The following is a 16,310-nucleotide window of genomic DNA, read 5'->3' as shown; positions in this document are numbered from 1 at the left end:
ACAGTAAGAGGTGAACCATGATTTTTAAACAGCTTTATGAAAAAGACTCTAGTACTTATACCTACCTAATCGCCTGTGAAGAAACGGGGCAATCGGTATTAATAGATCCCGTGATTGATACTGTGGAACGTGATCTACTAGCCCTAAAAGAACTGGGTTTAGGTCTAACCTATACTTTGGAAACCCATGTTCATGCAGACCACCTTACTGGTGCGAAAAAATTAAAGGAATTTGCTGGCAGTCAGATTGTAGTTCCCGCTATGGAGCAATTACCCTGTGCCGATTTAGGCGTATCTGAAGGCACACCATTTATGGTGGGTAATATTAAATTAGAGCCCTTATTTACACCCGGTCACACGGGAAAGCATCACGCCTATTTATTAGATAATGGTATGCAGAAAGTAGTGTTTACCGGTGATGCTTTGTTAATTGAAGCCTGCGGTAGAACGGATTTCCAATCGGGTGACCCCGTTAAATTATATGAAAGCATTACGCAGAAGTTTTTTACTTTGCCAGACGAGACCCTTGTTTATCCTGCGCATGATTATGAAGGACGACAGATAACCACCATCGGCCAGGAAAAGAATCGTAATCCACGTCTGGGTAATAATAAAACTCAGGATGAATTTGTCGCTATTATGAATAATCTTGATTTACCATATCCGCGCAAAATTGATTTCGCCGTGCCGGGTAATGAAGCCTGTGGTGAATGCCCGGGTGATGTACCTGAAGAATTCCGTGGCCCTTGTGACGTTGTTGATTTGCCGCAAGAGTTAATACGAGCGGTACGTGCGGGTGATCAAGGTTAACGACAGTGCGTTGATTGCACTAAATTGATTGCACTGAAATTGATTGCAGTGAAATTGATTGCAGTGAAATAGATAAGCCAAAAAAACTGCCCCAAAGTAGGGGGGTGGCAATCATTATTTTCTAATGATTCCTGGTTAATACGTCATGACTTTGTCAAAGAAGTAGCGTGAATAAAGTTAGTTAGAAGATAGAAAATGGTTAACTAAAATAACAGCCGGTATTGATTGGATTATCTAAATTTCAATCAATGCCGGCTTTTTTATTCGATCTAATAATGCTAGCCTATAAGTAGCTAATCAGCCGCTACTTTTCTCTGGATGACAAAACCCATAGCCAGATTACGCCCAGTAAGCCAGCTAAAGCCGTCGCCAGCATTATGCTCAGTTTCGCTTGGGTGAGCATTTCAGGGTGACCAGGGAAACTCAGAGACGCGATAAAAATCGACATCGTGAAGCCCATGCCGGCAAGTAATCCGACACCAATAATGTGTTTAAGTGTTACATTTTCGGGTAATTCTCCCCATTTCAGTTTTAACACAATCCAACTCATTAAAACGATGCCGATGGGTTTACCGAGTACCAGGCCAGCAATAATGCCCCAGCTGATAGTCGCAGGGATAATGGCATTGATGGTATCTAAGGAAATAACGATGCCCGCATTTAGAAATGCGAATATCGGAATCACGAACAAGCTTACCGGTCTTTCTAGGGTTGTTTCCCAGCTTCTTAGGGGTGTTTTCGTTTCTTTGGCTCGTTCTTCAACGTCTTCAACAATTTTGTGATTGCTGGCTTCGGCAAGCATCTCTGTTTCAGGATTTTCTTCAATCTGATCCATTTGCTTAGCCGCGGTTCGTAGTTTCTTCGCTAAGTTACGCGGATGACGTCGTGGACGTGCAGGTATGGCAAATGCCGCGAGTACCCCAGCAACCGTTGCATGTACTCCAGATAGCAAGGTTACATACCACAGTAGAATACTGATCAGCAAATAAGGCAAAGGTTTGCGTATCCCTAAGCGGTTCATCACCAGCAATAGAGCAAACAAACCCGCAGCGATCATTAGCATCTGTAAATTAAGCTGATCGGTATAGAACACCGCAATCACAATGATTGCTCCTATATCATCAACAATCGCTAGAGCGACTAAAAACACCTTCAAGCCACTAGGAATGCGTGACCCTAGCAACACCAAAGCACCCAGTGCAAAGGCCGCGTCTGTCGCCATCGGGATTCCCCAGCCCGCGGCACTTTCAGTGTCATAATTAAACGCCGCAAAAATTAACGCGGGAAAAATCATGCCACCCAATGCCGCCATAATAACAGTGCTTGATTGGGTAAAAGATTGTAGCTCACCGGCCAGAAATTCTCGTTTGATTTCCAAACCCAGCAAGAAGAAAAATAACACCATCAAACCGTCATTGACCCAGTGGTGTAATGATTTTCGAATTTCGTAGTCGTTAAACACGACACCAAATTCAATGTTTTCCAGCGCGAAGTAGTAATCATGCCATGGGCTATTGACCACTATCAGTGCGGAGAGTGTCGCTAGAATAAGTAAGAGCGCCCCAGAAATCTGGTTATTTACAAACCGGTTAAACGGTTCTGTGAGTTTTTCAAATTGTTTTTCTATGGGTTTGGCAAGGTCAGCTTTTGGCTGCTTAGCGCTCATTATTTAATACTCCCTGTATTGTATAAATGTTGATTTATTGTTGATTAAGCATGGTGAGGTTTATATGTTTATTTTCAAATAAGACCCTAAGAGAAATACAGCCCAAACACAAACTAACACACTGTTCATATTGTTAAATGTGTAGAGTCCAAATAAGACGTATGACAACAAGCAATGCAAGAAACAATGCAAGAAACGACGTGCTTTATCTTCAAGGTTTGAATGCTAAAACCTTGTGGCTATTTCCATAATACATATAAAGCCAAAATGGGTTCATCTAAAGCGTTTACCCCATGCAGATCATTGGGGTGGTTATATATCACATCACCCGGTACTAAGGTGTTGAATTCCTCTGAACCACCGTATCGCCAATCGCCAGTTCCTGATAACACCAGATACAATTCCTGTGGTCGATGTTGGTGCAGCGGATAACTCTGATGTTTATCCACCACTAATAAACCAACAACGATATCACCTAAATCTAACACTTCATTGAAAATACCCAGTGCCATTTGTTCCCCTTTTTCATCGGTACGGGGAGAGGGCCTCCAGACCATGTCTGTGACAATTTGCTGAAAGTTAAAGGTAAAAGGTGTCGATGATAGGTGTTCGATCTGAGCTATAACGGGCAATAAATGAGGGTTAAACTGCTTTTCTGTGGGGGATTTTATTCGCTGACTAAAGATTTCAGCGCCTTTAAGTACGGTTGGGTTATTCGTCTGAATTTTTATTGCATCAGCGCATTGCTTCAAGAAATAGATAATTTGATCAGCGGATTGTGTTGTTTTCATTGAGTGGTTTTCATTGATTGAATTGCCATGGTTTATTTTTACTATTCTGAGTATAGGTTCATCTTTATTGTTTAGTGTTCGGAAATTTGATTGATCTGTATCAATAGTTACTTTGATTTTTCGTTGTTTGTTTTCAATTCTCACATAACACTCCGTAGAAAGGAGTATTGTTTAATAAGGAGAAGAAATGTTAGCGAACGTAATTTAGGTGATTTGTTTAATTATTATGAATAAATGATTCAGTAAATACATAAGCAAACGAAATAACCAGGGAGAGTTAAAGATGCTAAATCTACAAGATATTATCGGTATGTGTGATTGTACTGAGGAAGAAATTGCAGCGGTTGCCATGCACGAACATGTGCCAGACGCGGTCGCCTCTGAGCTTGCTGATTATATTATTCATGGGAAAGACGGCATTCCTAAGCTTCGAAGAATTATTAAAGATGATATCGAAGAAGCAAAACGTAAAGGCCATGATGAGCAAGCGGCTAAACTTAAAGAAGTGTTAAAGCATTTCATCGCGACGCACCCTTTGTATTTGGAAAAAGCCAAAGGATAGTGTGATCTAACTTCCTACTTTGAGCGCGAAAAAAACGCCTCAAAGTAGGGGGGTGACGTTAGTTTATCTTTTAATAATTCTTTATTCGTCAGTTATTGGTCTAGAAACACGACACTCATATTCGCTTGAGACCAGATTTTCCATTTACCGTCTTCCTGTTTGAATATTTGCACCATGTCGAGTTCATTATTCTTGAATGCAGGTCCTGTTACTTTTTTGGTAAGTTGTTTTACTCGAACATAAGCCAGTTCATCCTGATGGGCAATGAATTTGATATCAATGATTTCATAATCGAGTTCATAGATATCGAATAGGCGAGAAATCAGACTTTTGCTACTCGCATACAGATTGGATTTTGTGTGAATAGTTGCCATTGTGCCTTCGATGTTTTCAGCTTTCATCTGCTTAACATTTTCATGTATGGCTTGTTCTAATAATTTAGTGATTTCAGTATTGGCATTCTCTTCTGTGCTTGCTATAGCCGTTGAGCTAAATAGCAGTAATGAAGAACAGCTCAAACAAACAGCGAGTAAAAATGATTTCATGGTGAATCCTGTTAGATAGTTTTTATCGTTTAAAAAGTAGTGATAAGTAGTCTTGTTTTGAAGCGTAATCGTGATTTTCTTATGTTACTTATTTTTGCCTTGTTCAGCAGCCTTCTTATACCATTTGAGAGCGAGCTTTAAGTCTTTTTCTACACCCTCGCCACTTTCATACATTGATGCTAAATTAAATTGCGCCTTGGCATGCCCTTGTTCAGCGGCTCTGCGATACCATTTTACCGCCTGTTTCAGGTTTTTTTCTATGCCTGTTCCATGTTCATAGCGTAAGCCAATTTCAAACTGTCTTGTTGCACTCAATTGTTGATCTTCGGTGGGCGTTTCAATCATTTTTTCTTCTTCTATTGCAGCAGGTATTGCAGGTATTTCAATCATCTGCTGTGCTTCTTCTTTGACTTCTTCTTTGTCTTCTTCGTCTACTTGTTTAGCTTTATAGCTGGATACAGCTTTAGAGGGGCTCTTTTTCTGTTTAGTCGATTGTTTGATGCGTTGCTTGGTTTTGGCCTGTTTCTTGGCTTTTCTCTTGGTTTTTTTCTTTACTTGTCTTTTAGGGCTGGTTTTAGCTTTTGCTTTAGTGATTTTTTTAACTGAATTGTTTTTTTTGCTTATAGATAGCTGTTCAACTATTTCCTTTATATTGATCTCAGGTTTCTGAGTGGGTTTAAAAGCCGAACTATCTGAATAATCATCGCCTTGTTCAAAAGGTGTTGTCACAGGCGCAAATAAAGGAGATGACGAAGCAGTGGTAATATTAGAAGGACTTACGCGATGATAATGATCAATCCCAGTGGCAGGTAGAGGATGAGAATGCGTTCTACCTCCATGTTTGTGTCGATGTGGATGGTTTAACCCAGAACTTGGCAAAGGGTGGCTGTGCCATCTATTGCCGTGTTGATGTTTTACACTGTTAGGGTCAGGTTTCGTTTGTGGACTGTTGTGCGTATGTTTAAAACCAATTTCAGCAGAATAAGGGTGAATATGACTGCGTCCATTATGCGAATGGCGGTGAAAATGTTTTAGCCCGGTTTTAGGCAGTATATGGCTATGGACGCGACCGTTATGAGAATGCTTTGTTACGGTGGCTTCGGGGGCAGATAGAACAGAACGGGGTAGCGTAGTAAATAGCGTTGCTAATAATATAAGTGATATAACAACTGCTAACCGCATAATCCTTTCCATAGATTTATCATTGCAAAAGTGTGAGCTACTCTACAAGCGATGATTATAAGCAATTAAACCGATCTTAACCATGAAGCTAGCGGTTAAATGAAGATTCATACGCAAAATACTGTGCTCGTCATCAATCGTCGTCGCGCATATTTACTCATCGTCATTGTCATCGTCATCATCATTCATCATTCATCATCACCCATATTCATTTAGGGGCACTCGCCGTCTTTCGTCAGTTTTGTTCATTATGTAGCTAAAACCAGAGAAAGCCTAAAAAATGGTAATGTGTTTTATTAATTAATGTGATGGGTTGTGGATGGTTTTAATAAAAGCAGTTACTAAGCTCTTATTTTGTAAGCCATTATTATAATTTTTATAAACAAACCATCAAAGGAAAATTAATGAAAAAATTTATCATGCTCATGAGTTCTGTTATCGCCTTATCGTTATGCTTTACGGCTTCAGCATTGGAAGGCAACTTTACTGCAAAAGTTAGAACCATAGGACTCCCCGATGACCAAGCTAGAGTGATTGCCATAGCACAATTTGAAGATACTGATATTCTGACTGATGGGAGTTTTAGTGTAGATTTTAGTGTCTATCAATATGAAGGTTTACTTTTTGGTGGTACGGCAACAATTAATGCTGACCAAACTGAAGTGATTGAAGGGAAAGTTGCAACGGGTAGAACCAAGATGACTTATGATCCTGAGACTGGACGTATCACTGCTCGTTTAGTTTTAAAAGTGGTAAATGGTGCTAATAATAGTTCATACGATGTAGGTGCATATACGTCACCAAGTAACAGTGGCACTGTAGGTTGGGGTGGTTACGCAACTATTTCTGCGTATTCATTTATTAATATTGGTGATGTGATTGGTGACGGTGAACCAGTAGACGTTCATTGATATAGAAAGTCGCTGAAGACATTAAACGAAAAACACGACAAAAAAGTCGACTAAAGTAGGGGGGTGGCTTACACCCTCCTACTTTATAATCAATTAATATTGCCTTACTTTACAATCTGATAACACGGCGTATAAGCCACATCACTTGGTAATTTCATTCGATCATTTTTGATAAATGATTTCAGTAAATCATCCATTTTTTGCATGATCTCAGGATCTCCACTCAACTGGAATAGACCGTGTTTTTCAATGGCACGTATGCCTTCATCTTTTACATTACCTGCTACGATCCCGGAAAAAGCTCGGCGTAAATTAGCCGCGAGTACATGAGTTTCCAGGTCTTTGCTTAATTCAAGATTCGCCATATTTTCATGCGTTGGAATAAACGTCTGCTGGAATTCGGTGTCAATTTTTAAACGCCAGTTATAGTAATACGCATCGCTATGTTGACGACGGAAATCTCGAACTCTTTTCGTCCCTTTCTTGATTTTCTTTGCGACTTTTTCAGGGTTATCAATAATAATTTCATATTGTTCCTGAGCTTTTTTACCCAGCGTGGCACCAATAAAATCATCTATTTTCTGGAAGTAATCACGAGAGCCTTCGGGCGCTGAAAAGATTAATGGGAAAGGCATGGTTTCATTATCGGGATGCAATAAAATACCAAGAATATAGAGAATTTCTTCGGTAGTTCCTGCGCCGCCAGGGAATACCACAATCGCATGCCCAGTGCGTACAAACGCTTCAAGGCGCTTTTCGATATCAGGCAGAATAACCAAATCATTAACAATCGGGTTAGGTGATTCAGCAGCGATAATACCGGGCTCAGTAATACCGAGGTATTGGCCGTCTTTGATACGTTGTTTGGCATGACCGTAAGCCGCCCCTTTCATGGGACCTTTCATTGCACCGGGTCCACAACCAGTACAAATGTCCATGCCACGTAAACCTAACTGGTAACCGATTTCCTTGGTGTAATCATATTCCATCCGAGAGATCGAATGTCCACCCCAGCACACCACAAGTTGCGGTCTGGAACGTGGGCGAAGGTTGCCTGAGTTGCGCATAATATGGAATACCGCATTGGTAATGCCATCACTGTCTTCCAGATCAAATTTCGGATTATCGAGTATTTCGTCATGCGTGTAGAGAATATCGCGCATCACCGCGAACAGGTGTTCATTGATGCCCTGAATCATTCTGCCATCAACAAAGGCTTCGGCGGGCGCTCCCTTTACTTCAAGCTTGATGCCTCGGTCTTGCTGAATGATGCGAATCTCGAAGGCTTTGTGGCGTTCCAGCAGTTCTTTTGCATCGTCGGTGTAATTTCCATGCGTTAATACCGCCAATGCACATTGGCGAAACAAGCGGTAAATACCGGTATTCGATGCATCCAGTAATCGGGAAACTTCCAGCTGAGATAATATATTAAGATGTTGTGTTGGTGTAATTCGCGCGCTAACTAACTGTTCTGACATGTATGTATGATTCCAATAGATTTATTCTAAGGTTACAACTAGAGTGGATTGGTGATTCTATTGTGCCCTTGATTTTTTTGTTATTTAAAACGTCCTAGATACAAATTTAGACGAAGCAGTGTAAGTGAACAATATTACACCATTATGAATACTGTTCAAAAAATGCCTTATAAGTGGGGGGGTGACTTTAGAGGTGATCCAAGACCTTCTTTATAGGATCACCTCCGGCTATTACGAGGTGATGATGCGATGGATTGCTTCCAGACCTTTTCTCAAAGTTGCTTCATCTTTGGCGTAATTGATTCGAATACATTGATGTTTATGCTCCCAGTCATCTTCAATGCCGATGAAGAAGTTATGCCCGGGAATGATGTAAACGTCTTCGCGTTTCAAGCGTGTGTAGAGTTCCTGTCCGGTGATATCCATATCTTTAAACCAAAGCCACATGAAAAATGCACCTTCGAGTTTATGCAGATATACAGGCTGATCTGCAAACACTTCATCGAATACACGAACCGCTGTTGCGGCTTTGTCTTCATAAAAAGGCTTGATCACATTGCGACAAAGGTTTAACAACTCTTTGTCTTTAATCATGCGGGTCATTAACGTTGGGCCAACGCTGTTTGGCGCAAGAATCATAACGCCGTTGATGCGGCTAAGCGCGTTGATAATGTCATGATTGGCAATCACTATGCCTGTTCTTAAACCCGGTAATCCAAGTTTAGATAATGACATACACAGAATCGTATTCGGGTTCCAGGTGAGTTTTGCATCGATGTATATCGCCCCGGGGAATGGATGCCCGTAAGCATTATCAATGATCAATGGAATTTGATATTGTTGTGCAAGTGCGTCGAGTCTGGAAAGCTCGTCATTGGTAATCACATTACCAGTAGGATTTGTCGGCCGGGACACACATATAGCACCAATATTTCGATGCGTTTCAGCTAGCGTTTCTTCCAGAACATCAAAATCGATTTCGTATTTAAACTGTTTTTGCTTGCTGTGGCTGGCATCACTTGCCGAATCATTTTCAAGAATATTGATTTTAGGCTTTATCGAAACGAACATATCATCGCTTAAACCCTGATCGGCATAGCCTACATATTCGGGAGCTAACGGAAACAGAATCTTATTGTTACTGCCGTCAGTCATTTCACCAGCAAGTAAATTAAACAGGCTGAAAAAGTTACTCTGACTGCCATTGCTCAAGGCAATATTGTTCGCATCGAGACCCCAGCCATAATGGTCATTAAGCATATCTGCCAAGGCTTCTCTAAATTCATCAAAACCCAGTGGTCCATCGTATAAACCCAGCATTGAATCGACTTTCGAGCTGGAGATGAGTGCCTGCAGTTCTTTCACAAACAGATCATTGGATTCTGGTATCAATGCAGGGTTGCCACCACCCAGCATAACAATATCCGGATTGCCGCTATTGTTGGCGTTGCCAAGGTCTTCCATTAACTGGGTAATGCCAGTAGGTTGGGTAAATTTTTTGCCGAATTTAGATAAGTTCATCACAGTATTAGTTTGGGTTTGTTAATGATATGAGAGATGGGTAAAGATCAGCTCAGATAAAATGTATAAGTCACCGTTTAGAGTGTCCCTTTTACGTATACGTAAAGATTAAGTATAAACCTTGTTGAATAGCTATGAGGTTAATTTTTTTTGATTGAATAAAAAATTTATCTAAATAAAAAAAGTGCTTATAAGTAGGGGGGTGGGTTTGTTGTTATCGTGTTATTGATGCTTATTTAATGCATTATTGTTAAAGCATCGTTGTTAAAGCGCGGTTATTAGAGCGCCGTTGTTAGAACATTGCTTAATTTTGAAGAGAATAATTAATTAGAAATCCTGAAGCGCTAGTCTTTGATAAAACTATTTAAATAGAGATCAATCAAGGCAATACCATCGTTTTCAAGATTGATCAGTCTGGAAGGTTGCAGGTGAGAATTGACCATCCCATATAAATACGAGAGTAAGCCTGCGGCAATGGTATTCGCAGACAATTCTACTTTTAGCATGGATTGACTTTTAAGGTGGTCAATCGCTATCGCCATGCTGGTGAAATACGATGTATATTTTTCTTGTAAGTAGGCGCGCAATGGCGTTTCTTCATCAGTGATTTCAACACAGTTCATGATTATTTTTAGCGATTGACTGAGCTTTGGATCAGTCAGCACAGCACCGATAACGCCATGCATTAACAGCCTGAATGTATCGGCAGGGTTTTCATTTTCACTGAGGTTTTCTAAAGCATGGGTGGTTTCATGGTTAAAGCTACCTGCGCCTTCTTCCCACAAAGCCATTATCAACGCATCTTTATTTTCAAAATGCCAATACAAAGCCCCACGAGTCATACCGGCTTCTTTGGCTATCTGATTCAGTGTGGTGTTGGCGATACCTTGTTTTATAAAAAGGCGCTGTGCTGCTTCAAGCAAAGCCTGAAAGGTTTTTTGCGCGTCTTCTTTGGTTTTTCTAGCCATTATTTATTATTCACAGATTATTAATCACAGAGCCCTAAAAATTTTTCGCAGTTTATCAGAAATAAACTATACATACAAGAATGTATGTATATAATACGTCCCCACTATCTATATCCGAGAACTATGTAATGAACATCACTGCTAATTCAGGGAAGTCTTCTGCGCTTCTCTTTATCTTGCTGTTATTGAGTACATTAACTGCCTGCAAAGGTGCAGGAAATGCAATGGCTGATGAAGCTTCAGGAGGCACTGAAAGCACCGAGAACTCAGAGAAAATGGCTAAAGAGGAAATTGTCCGACCAGCCATAATCAGCGAAGTAATGGGTTTGCAGGGCACAAGTCTGCGTTCGTTCCCGGCGTTAATAGAAGCAAATAAAAAATCTGATCTGGCATTTAGAGTGCCCGGTCAATTAGAGAAAGTCATGGTGAAGTCTGGCTCTCAAGTCAAAAAAGGCCAACTTCTAGCGCAAATAGACAGTACTGATTATCAGAATGCTTATGATGATCGTATTGCCAAATTGAATCTGGCGAAAACCAAGTACAAACAGACCACCACATTATTCAAGAAGCGTTATGCCTCTCAGGCAGAAGTGGATGCCGTTACCGCAGAACTAAAAGCCGCAGAAGTCGCGGTTAAGCAAGCCAAGACGGATTTAACCTATACCAAATTACGCGCCCCGTTTACTGGTGCGATCTCTCATGTCGATATTGAAAACTTTCAGTTTATTCAGCCACAGCAAACGATTGTTCAACTGCAAAACACCACTCAACTGGATGTACAGTTTGATATTCCGGAGACTTTGATTAAAAGCTTAAGAAAATCTGATAAATACAAGTCTATGTGCGGCAAAGTAAAACTAGCCTCTGATAATAATAATGAGATCAAAGCGTGCTACAAAGAACATGATTCTGTCCCAGATCAGGCGACGCGTTCTTATCCCGTTTTATTCAGTCTAAAAAATCCTGAAAACTACAATGTACTTCCCGGAATGAGTGTTGATATCGAATTGGATTTCGCCGAACTAGAGTTAGCCACAGATAACAAAGGTCTATTAATTCCTGTTGAAGCGGTGTTCGATGAAAATGACAAGCAGTGGGTATGGAAAGTCACTGAAGATATGCGAGTTACTAAAACCAATGTGACAGTGAAGGGTATCGTTAAAGATAATATCCGTATCATAGATGGGTTAAGCGCTGGGGATAAAGTGGTGGCTGCCGGTGTGAGTTATCTTGCAGAGGGTCAGAAGATTCGTCCTTTAACTAAAGAACGCGGTTTATAGAACGGACTATCAGGATACAAAGTTATGAATATCGCGGAACGTTCTATACGCCAAAAAACAGTCAGCTGGATGATTATCGTGTTGCTGGTTGCCGGCGGCATTATCTCATTTCAGGGTTTAGGGCGTCTGGAAGACCCTAACTTCACCATCAAACAGGCGATGATAGTCACCTATTATCCGGGTGCTTCAGCCACAGAAGTTGAAGAAGAAATCACCTTACCACTGGAAACGACACTGCAAACCTTGTCTTATCTGGATAATGTGACATCGACATCAAGCAATGGCATGTCGCAAATTATGGTGGAAATGAAAAGTACCTACCGTAAGGACGACCTCGCCCAGATCTGGGATGAAATGCGCAGTAAAATTTCAGATATGCAGGCAGGCTTACCCGTGGGTTCTGCTACGCCTATAGTGAATACAGAATTCGGTGACGTGTTTGGCTATTTCATGGCTATCACCGGTAAAGACTATGACTACAGTGATTTAAAAGACTATGTCGATTACCTGAAACGAGAATTAGTGGTGGTCGATGGTGTCGGTAAAGTGCAAGTCGGTGGTACCAGAAGTGAAGAACTGGTTATCGAGATTAATCGTTCGCGCATGACTGCATTAGGGCTAAATGTCAGCTCCTTACAAGGTTTGTTGCAAACGCAGAATCTTGTGAGTAATGCCGGAAAAATAAAAATCGGCACAGAATATGTGCGCATCAGCTCGACCGGTACGGTCTCATCCATAGAGGCATTGAAAAACCTAACCGTAGGGCGCAATGGTGATCAATTGGTATATCTGTCTGATATCGCCACCATCAGTAAACAGTTTATCGATCCTGCCAGTCATATTTATCACTTCAATGGAGAAAATGCCTTAACGCTGGCGGTTTCATTCGCATCAGGCGTTAACGTAGTCGAAGTGGGCAAGGCGATAAAAGAACGACTAAAAGAATTAGAATTTGCACGGCCGATAGGTATAGAGATTGGCGTTATTTACGATCAGCCGGGTCAGGTTGATGCTTCGGTACAAAATTTTGTGGTGAGTTTGGCACAAGCAATAGGCATTGTAATAGCGGTACTGCTTGTGGCAATGGGACTACGCCCAGGTATTTTGATGAGTATTGTGTTGTTACTGACGATTCTCGGCACCTTTATCATCATGAAAATTCAAGGCATAGAGCTGCATCGTATTTCTTTAGGAGCTTTGATCATTGCACTGGGAATGTTGGTAGATAATGCCATCGTCATTACCGAAGGAATCATGATCGGTTTAAAACGTGGATTAACGCGAATTGAAGCGGCTAATCGTATCGTTAAAAATACTGTCTGGCCGTTATTGGGCGCAACAATCATAGCGATTGCTGCTTTCGCGCCGATCGGGTTGTCACCGGATGCCAGTGGTGAGTTTACTGGCAGTTTATTCTGGGTACTGTTTATCTCGCTGTTTTTGAGTTGGATAATGGCTATCACGATTACCCCTTTCCTGTGTTATTTGATGTTCAAAGAAGAGATTGTTGAACAACATAATATGGCGGCAGACCCTTATAAAGGTGTTTTCTACGGAACCTATCGCTGGTTATTGCATGTTTTCTTGCGTTTTCGCTGGTTAACTTTGTTTGGAATTATCGGCTTGTTTGTCTTTTCGATGATGAATTTCGGCAACGTGAAGCAGGCATTTTTCCCTGCGAGCTCTTTGCCTGTCTTCATACTGGATTACTGGTTGCCGGAAGGGAGTGATATTCGCGCGACTGAAAAAGACATCCGTGGTTTAGAAAACTATATCAAGAAACAACAGGGTGTTGAGCAAGTAACAGCGACTATCGGGCGCGGTGCAGATCGTTTTATGCTGACATACAGCCCAGAATTTAATTACCCAAGTTATGCTCAATTATTAGTGCGTGCGGACAGTTTCGAGCGGGTTGGAACATTAATGAGTGAAATTAAAACCTACACCGATGCTAACTATCCGCAAGCGTTCACTAAATACGATCGTATGGCTATTGGGCCTAGTACCAAAGCAAAAATTGAAGCGCGCTTTATTGGCCCAGACCCAAAAATCCTAAGAAAACTGGGAGCTGAGGCAGAGAAAATATTTCTCGCTGAGGAAGATGCGATCAATGTAAAGCAGGACTGGAGAGAACGTACTAAGCTGGTTCGCCCGATATTTAATGACAATGCAGCAAGGCGTTTAGGCATTAGTAAAAAAGACCTCGATGATGCTATTGCGCTGAATGTGTCTGGCACTACGATTGGTGTTTTTAGGGATGGCTCTGAGATATTGCCGATTAAGTTACGTCCGCCAGAATCAGAACGCAGTAGTTTTGATGAGTTAAAAAATATAGAGATATTCAGTCCTGCAAAGCAGGCTTATGTCAATATCGAGCAAACTATCAACGGTATCGATGTAGTATGGGAAGACCCCTTAATTAAACGTCGTGATAGAAAACGTACCTTAACCGTACTGGCAGATCCTAACCCCGCTACGGGCAGTATGCCTGTGCCGTTATTGGCAAAACTACGCCCTCTGGTTGAAGAAATAGAATTGCCGGTAGGATACAGCTTAAAGTGGGGGGGTGAGTTTGAAGCCCAGCAAAAAGCCAACAAAGCGGTATTTGCATTTGTTCCCTTGGGTGCTTTAGTGATGCTGGTTATCACGATCTTTATGTTTAACTCGATTAAGCAAACATTGGCGGTGTGGATAACTGTGCCGTTGGCGATGATTGGGGTGACCTGGGGTTTACTGGTGACTGGCGCACCATTCAGCTTTATGGCGTTACTGGCAATTTTGAGTTTGACCGGGATGCTGATTAAAAACGGGATAGTGTTGGTAGAAGAAATCAAACGCCTCAATGAAGAAGAAGGCGATGAAATGCTGCATGCCATATCCAATGCATCTGTGAGTCGTTTACGACCTGTAACGATGGCGATGATTACCACCGTATTGGGAATGATACCGTTGCTTTCTGATGTGTTCTTTCAGCCAATGGCGGTAACCATTATGTTCGGTTTAAGTTTTGCGACGGTGCTGACTTTGATTTTAGTACCTGTGTTATACGCTTTGTTTTATGGTGTTAAATATAAAAGCTAATATTAAAATAGAGTAAAAGCAGGGCTAAATTGAATGTAACTATCAATATCGAGTCTGATTAATATCAACTATAAATAATCTGTATTAGTTGATAATGAGAGTATGGAACCCTTCTCATTTATATTGCTAGAGCTCGCCGTTATTATCGGCATGGCTTCTATTGGTCGTGGTCTTGCATTGCGTTTCAATCAGGCTTCAGTGCTTGGTGAATTATTGATCGGGGTGTTGCTGGGTAATATTGCCTATTGGTTAGGTAACCCATTAGCGACTGTGATTATGCATCTTGATGATGCGCAGAGATTGCTAGAAGAAGTGTGGCGAACGGGTTCCAGTATCAATGATGCCGCAATGCATGTCTTTAACGCCAATGAATTAGCCGAAGGCGGAATCTCTCAAGAATTAATTTCCTTTATTGTAGGTCCTCATGCAATGGATACATTGCTGATGACCATGACGCTTTGGTTGTTCTCCAACCTTGGTGTAATTATGCTACTGTTTATGATTGGCTTAGAGAACTCAGTCACCGATATGATCAAGGTCGGCAAACGCTCTTTGTTTGTTTCCATTATTGGTGTGGTCGCACCATTTTCACTGGGGTATATTGCCAGTAGCTGGTTTCTGCCAGAAGTATCAACACCCACCCATTTATTTATCGGGGCTACATTAAGCGCAACCAGTGTCGGTATTACCGCGCGTGTTTTAAAAGATTTAGACAGATTTAAAAGCAAAGAAGCTCGTGTCATTTTAGGTGCCGCGGTAATCGATGATATTTTAGGTCTGATTATCCTCGCAATAGTCATCGGAATTGTCTCTACCGGTAGTGTTCAAATAGCCGATGTCTCACAAATTCTCTTATTATCGATTGGTTTCATCGCCTTGGTATTACTCTTTGGTGAAAAAACTGTTGGGTGGCTGGTGAGTAAGTTTTATCAGGTATTCAGTAAATTTCAGGTAAAACTGTTATTCCCACTAGCCCTTGCTTTTCTAATGGCAGCGTTTACTAGCTTTATTGGTTTGGCATCAATTGTAGGTGCGTTTGCAGCTGGCTTAATTGTAAATGATGAACACTTTGGTGATAGTAAAAAAAGAAGTCAACATTGTGATGAAAATGGAAATTTTGATTATTCGCCGACCACTCAGGAACTGATTAATCCGATTGAAAGTCTGTTTGCTCCTGTGTTTTTTGTTTTGATGGGAATGCAGGTTAATCTAAAAACCTTTCTCGAAACGCAAACAATCTGGCTGGCCGTTATGTTTACAGTCGTAGCAATCATTGGAAAGCTCCTATCTGGTCTAGCTGCTGGTAAAGGTGTGAATCGATTTGTGATTGGTATCGGTATGATTCCACGTGGCGAAGTAGGTTTGATATTTGCCAGTATCGGAAAAGGGCTGGGTGTTATTGGTGATGATGTTTTTAGTGCTGTTGTCATTATGGTGATAATAACGACACTGATCTCACCGATTGTTCTGAAATGGTCTATTGATAGAACTATGGTTAAAAAGGTTTAGATTTAAT

The 16,310-nt window shown here is 41.2% G+C and carries 13 protein-coding genes; 6 read left to right on the top strand and 7 right to left on the bottom strand.

Translation table 11 applies throughout. From position 1 onward, the window contains the following. The first annotated feature begins 17 nt into the window (after nt 1-17). Nucleotides 18-809 carry an MBL fold metallo-hydrolase gene (locus EV695_RS09005; RefSeq protein WP_131905601.1) on the top strand — a complete coding sequence of 264 codons (792 nt, stop codon included), beginning with the start codon at nt 18-20 and terminating at the stop codon, nt 807-809. 304 nt (nt 810-1,113) lie between these two features. Here the strand turns inward: EV695_RS09005 and nhaA are convergent, their stop codons facing one another. Together nhaA and EV695_RS08995 are read right to left on the bottom strand one after the other, a co-directional pair. Beyond that, nucleotides 1,114-2,475, bottom strand: a complete 1,362-nt coding sequence (gene nhaA / locus EV695_RS09000; protein WP_131905600.1) for a Na+/H+ antiporter NhaA — start codon at nt 2,473-2,475, stop codon at nt 1,114-1,116. A gap of 239 nt (nt 2,476-2,714) precedes the next feature. Further along, a complete protein-coding gene (locus tag EV695_RS08995; protein WP_131905599.1) occupies nt 2,715-3,410 on the bottom strand; it encodes a dimethylsulfonioproprionate lyase family protein in 696 nt (231 codons plus the stop codon). A 139-nt stretch (nt 3,411-3,549) separates the two neighbouring features. Between EV695_RS08995 and EV695_RS08990 the strand changes: the two genes are divergently transcribed. Continuing rightward, entirely contained in the window at nt 3,550-3,828 is a 279-nt protein-coding gene (locus tag EV695_RS08990; RefSeq protein WP_131905598.1) for a hypothetical protein, read from the top strand. 92 nt (nt 3,829-3,920) lie between these two features. Here EV695_RS08990 and EV695_RS08985 read toward each other — a convergent pair whose 3' ends face one another. Together EV695_RS08985 and EV695_RS20260 are read right to left on the bottom strand one after the other, a co-directional pair. Then, on the bottom strand, nt 3,921-4,373 hold the full coding sequence (locus EV695_RS08985) for a hypothetical protein (RefSeq protein ID WP_131905597.1): 453 nt from the start codon (nt 4,371-4,373) through the stop codon (nt 3,921-3,923). 84 nt (nt 4,374-4,457) lie between these two features. After that, nucleotides 4,458-5,555, bottom strand: a complete 1,098-nt coding sequence (locus EV695_RS20260) for a tetratricopeptide repeat protein (protein ID WP_207907025.1) — start codon at nt 5,553-5,555, stop codon at nt 4,458-4,460. Nucleotides 5,556-5,974: 419 nt separating this feature from the next. On the opposite strand from EV695_RS20260, the gene EV695_RS08975 reads away from it, so the two are divergent. Next, nucleotides 5,975-6,466, top strand: coding sequence for a hypothetical protein (locus EV695_RS08975; RefSeq protein WP_207907024.1), 492 nt, complete (start codon nt 5,975-5,977; stop codon nt 6,464-6,466). A gap of 104 nt (nt 6,467-6,570) precedes the next feature. Here the strand turns inward: EV695_RS08975 and ppnN are convergent, their stop codons facing one another. The 3 genes from ppnN to EV695_RS08960 all read right to left on the bottom strand — a co-directional run bounded on the left by ppnN (nt 6,571) and on the right by EV695_RS08960 (nt 10,433). Further along, nucleotides 6,571-7,944: a nucleotide 5'-monophosphate nucleosidase PpnN gene (gene ppnN, locus EV695_RS08970; protein WP_131905595.1), complete on the bottom strand. Its 1,374-nt coding sequence runs from the start codon at nt 7,942-7,944 to the stop codon at nt 6,571-6,573. A 231-nt stretch (nt 7,945-8,175) separates the two neighbouring features. Then, a complete protein-coding gene (locus EV695_RS08965; protein ID WP_131905594.1) occupies nt 8,176-9,465 on the bottom strand; it encodes a valine--pyruvate transaminase in 1,290 nt (429 codons plus the stop codon). A 344-nt stretch (nt 9,466-9,809) separates the two neighbouring features. Next, the gene (locus EV695_RS08960) at nt 9,810-10,433 is read right to left on the bottom strand and encodes a TetR family transcriptional regulator (protein ID WP_131905593.1); all 624 of its coding nucleotides are present in this window, start codon (nt 10,431-10,433) and stop codon (nt 9,810-9,812) included. A gap of 128 nt (nt 10,434-10,561) precedes the next feature. Here EV695_RS08960 and EV695_RS08955 point away from each other — a divergent pair, with 128 nt between their 5' ends. The 3 genes from EV695_RS08955 to EV695_RS08945 all read left to right on the top strand — a co-directional run bounded on the left by EV695_RS08955 (nt 10,562) and on the right by EV695_RS08945 (nt 16,303). Continuing rightward, nucleotides 10,562-11,713 carry an efflux RND transporter periplasmic adaptor subunit gene (locus tag EV695_RS08955; protein WP_165874664.1) on the top strand — a complete coding sequence of 384 codons (1,152 nt, stop codon included), beginning with the start codon at nt 10,562-10,564 and terminating at the stop codon, nt 11,711-11,713. Between the two features lie 24 nt (nt 11,714-11,737). Next, a complete protein-coding gene (locus EV695_RS08950) occupies nt 11,738-14,794 on the top strand; it encodes an efflux RND transporter permease subunit (protein WP_131905591.1) in 3,057 nt (1,018 codons plus the stop codon). 102 nt (nt 14,795-14,896) lie between these two features. Next, nucleotides 14,897-16,303 carry a cation:proton antiporter gene (locus EV695_RS08945; RefSeq protein WP_131905590.1) on the top strand — a complete coding sequence of 469 codons (1,407 nt, stop codon included), beginning with the start codon at nt 14,897-14,899 and terminating at the stop codon, nt 16,301-16,303. Nucleotides 16,304-16,310: the final 7 nt, after the last annotated feature.

It is taken from the genome of Cocleimonas flava, from assembly GCF_004339015.1.
GTDB lineage: Bacteria > Pseudomonadota > Gammaproteobacteria > Thiotrichales > Thiotrichaceae > Cocleimonas > Cocleimonas flava.
This window is presented reverse-complemented; position numbering and strand designations above follow the sequence as displayed.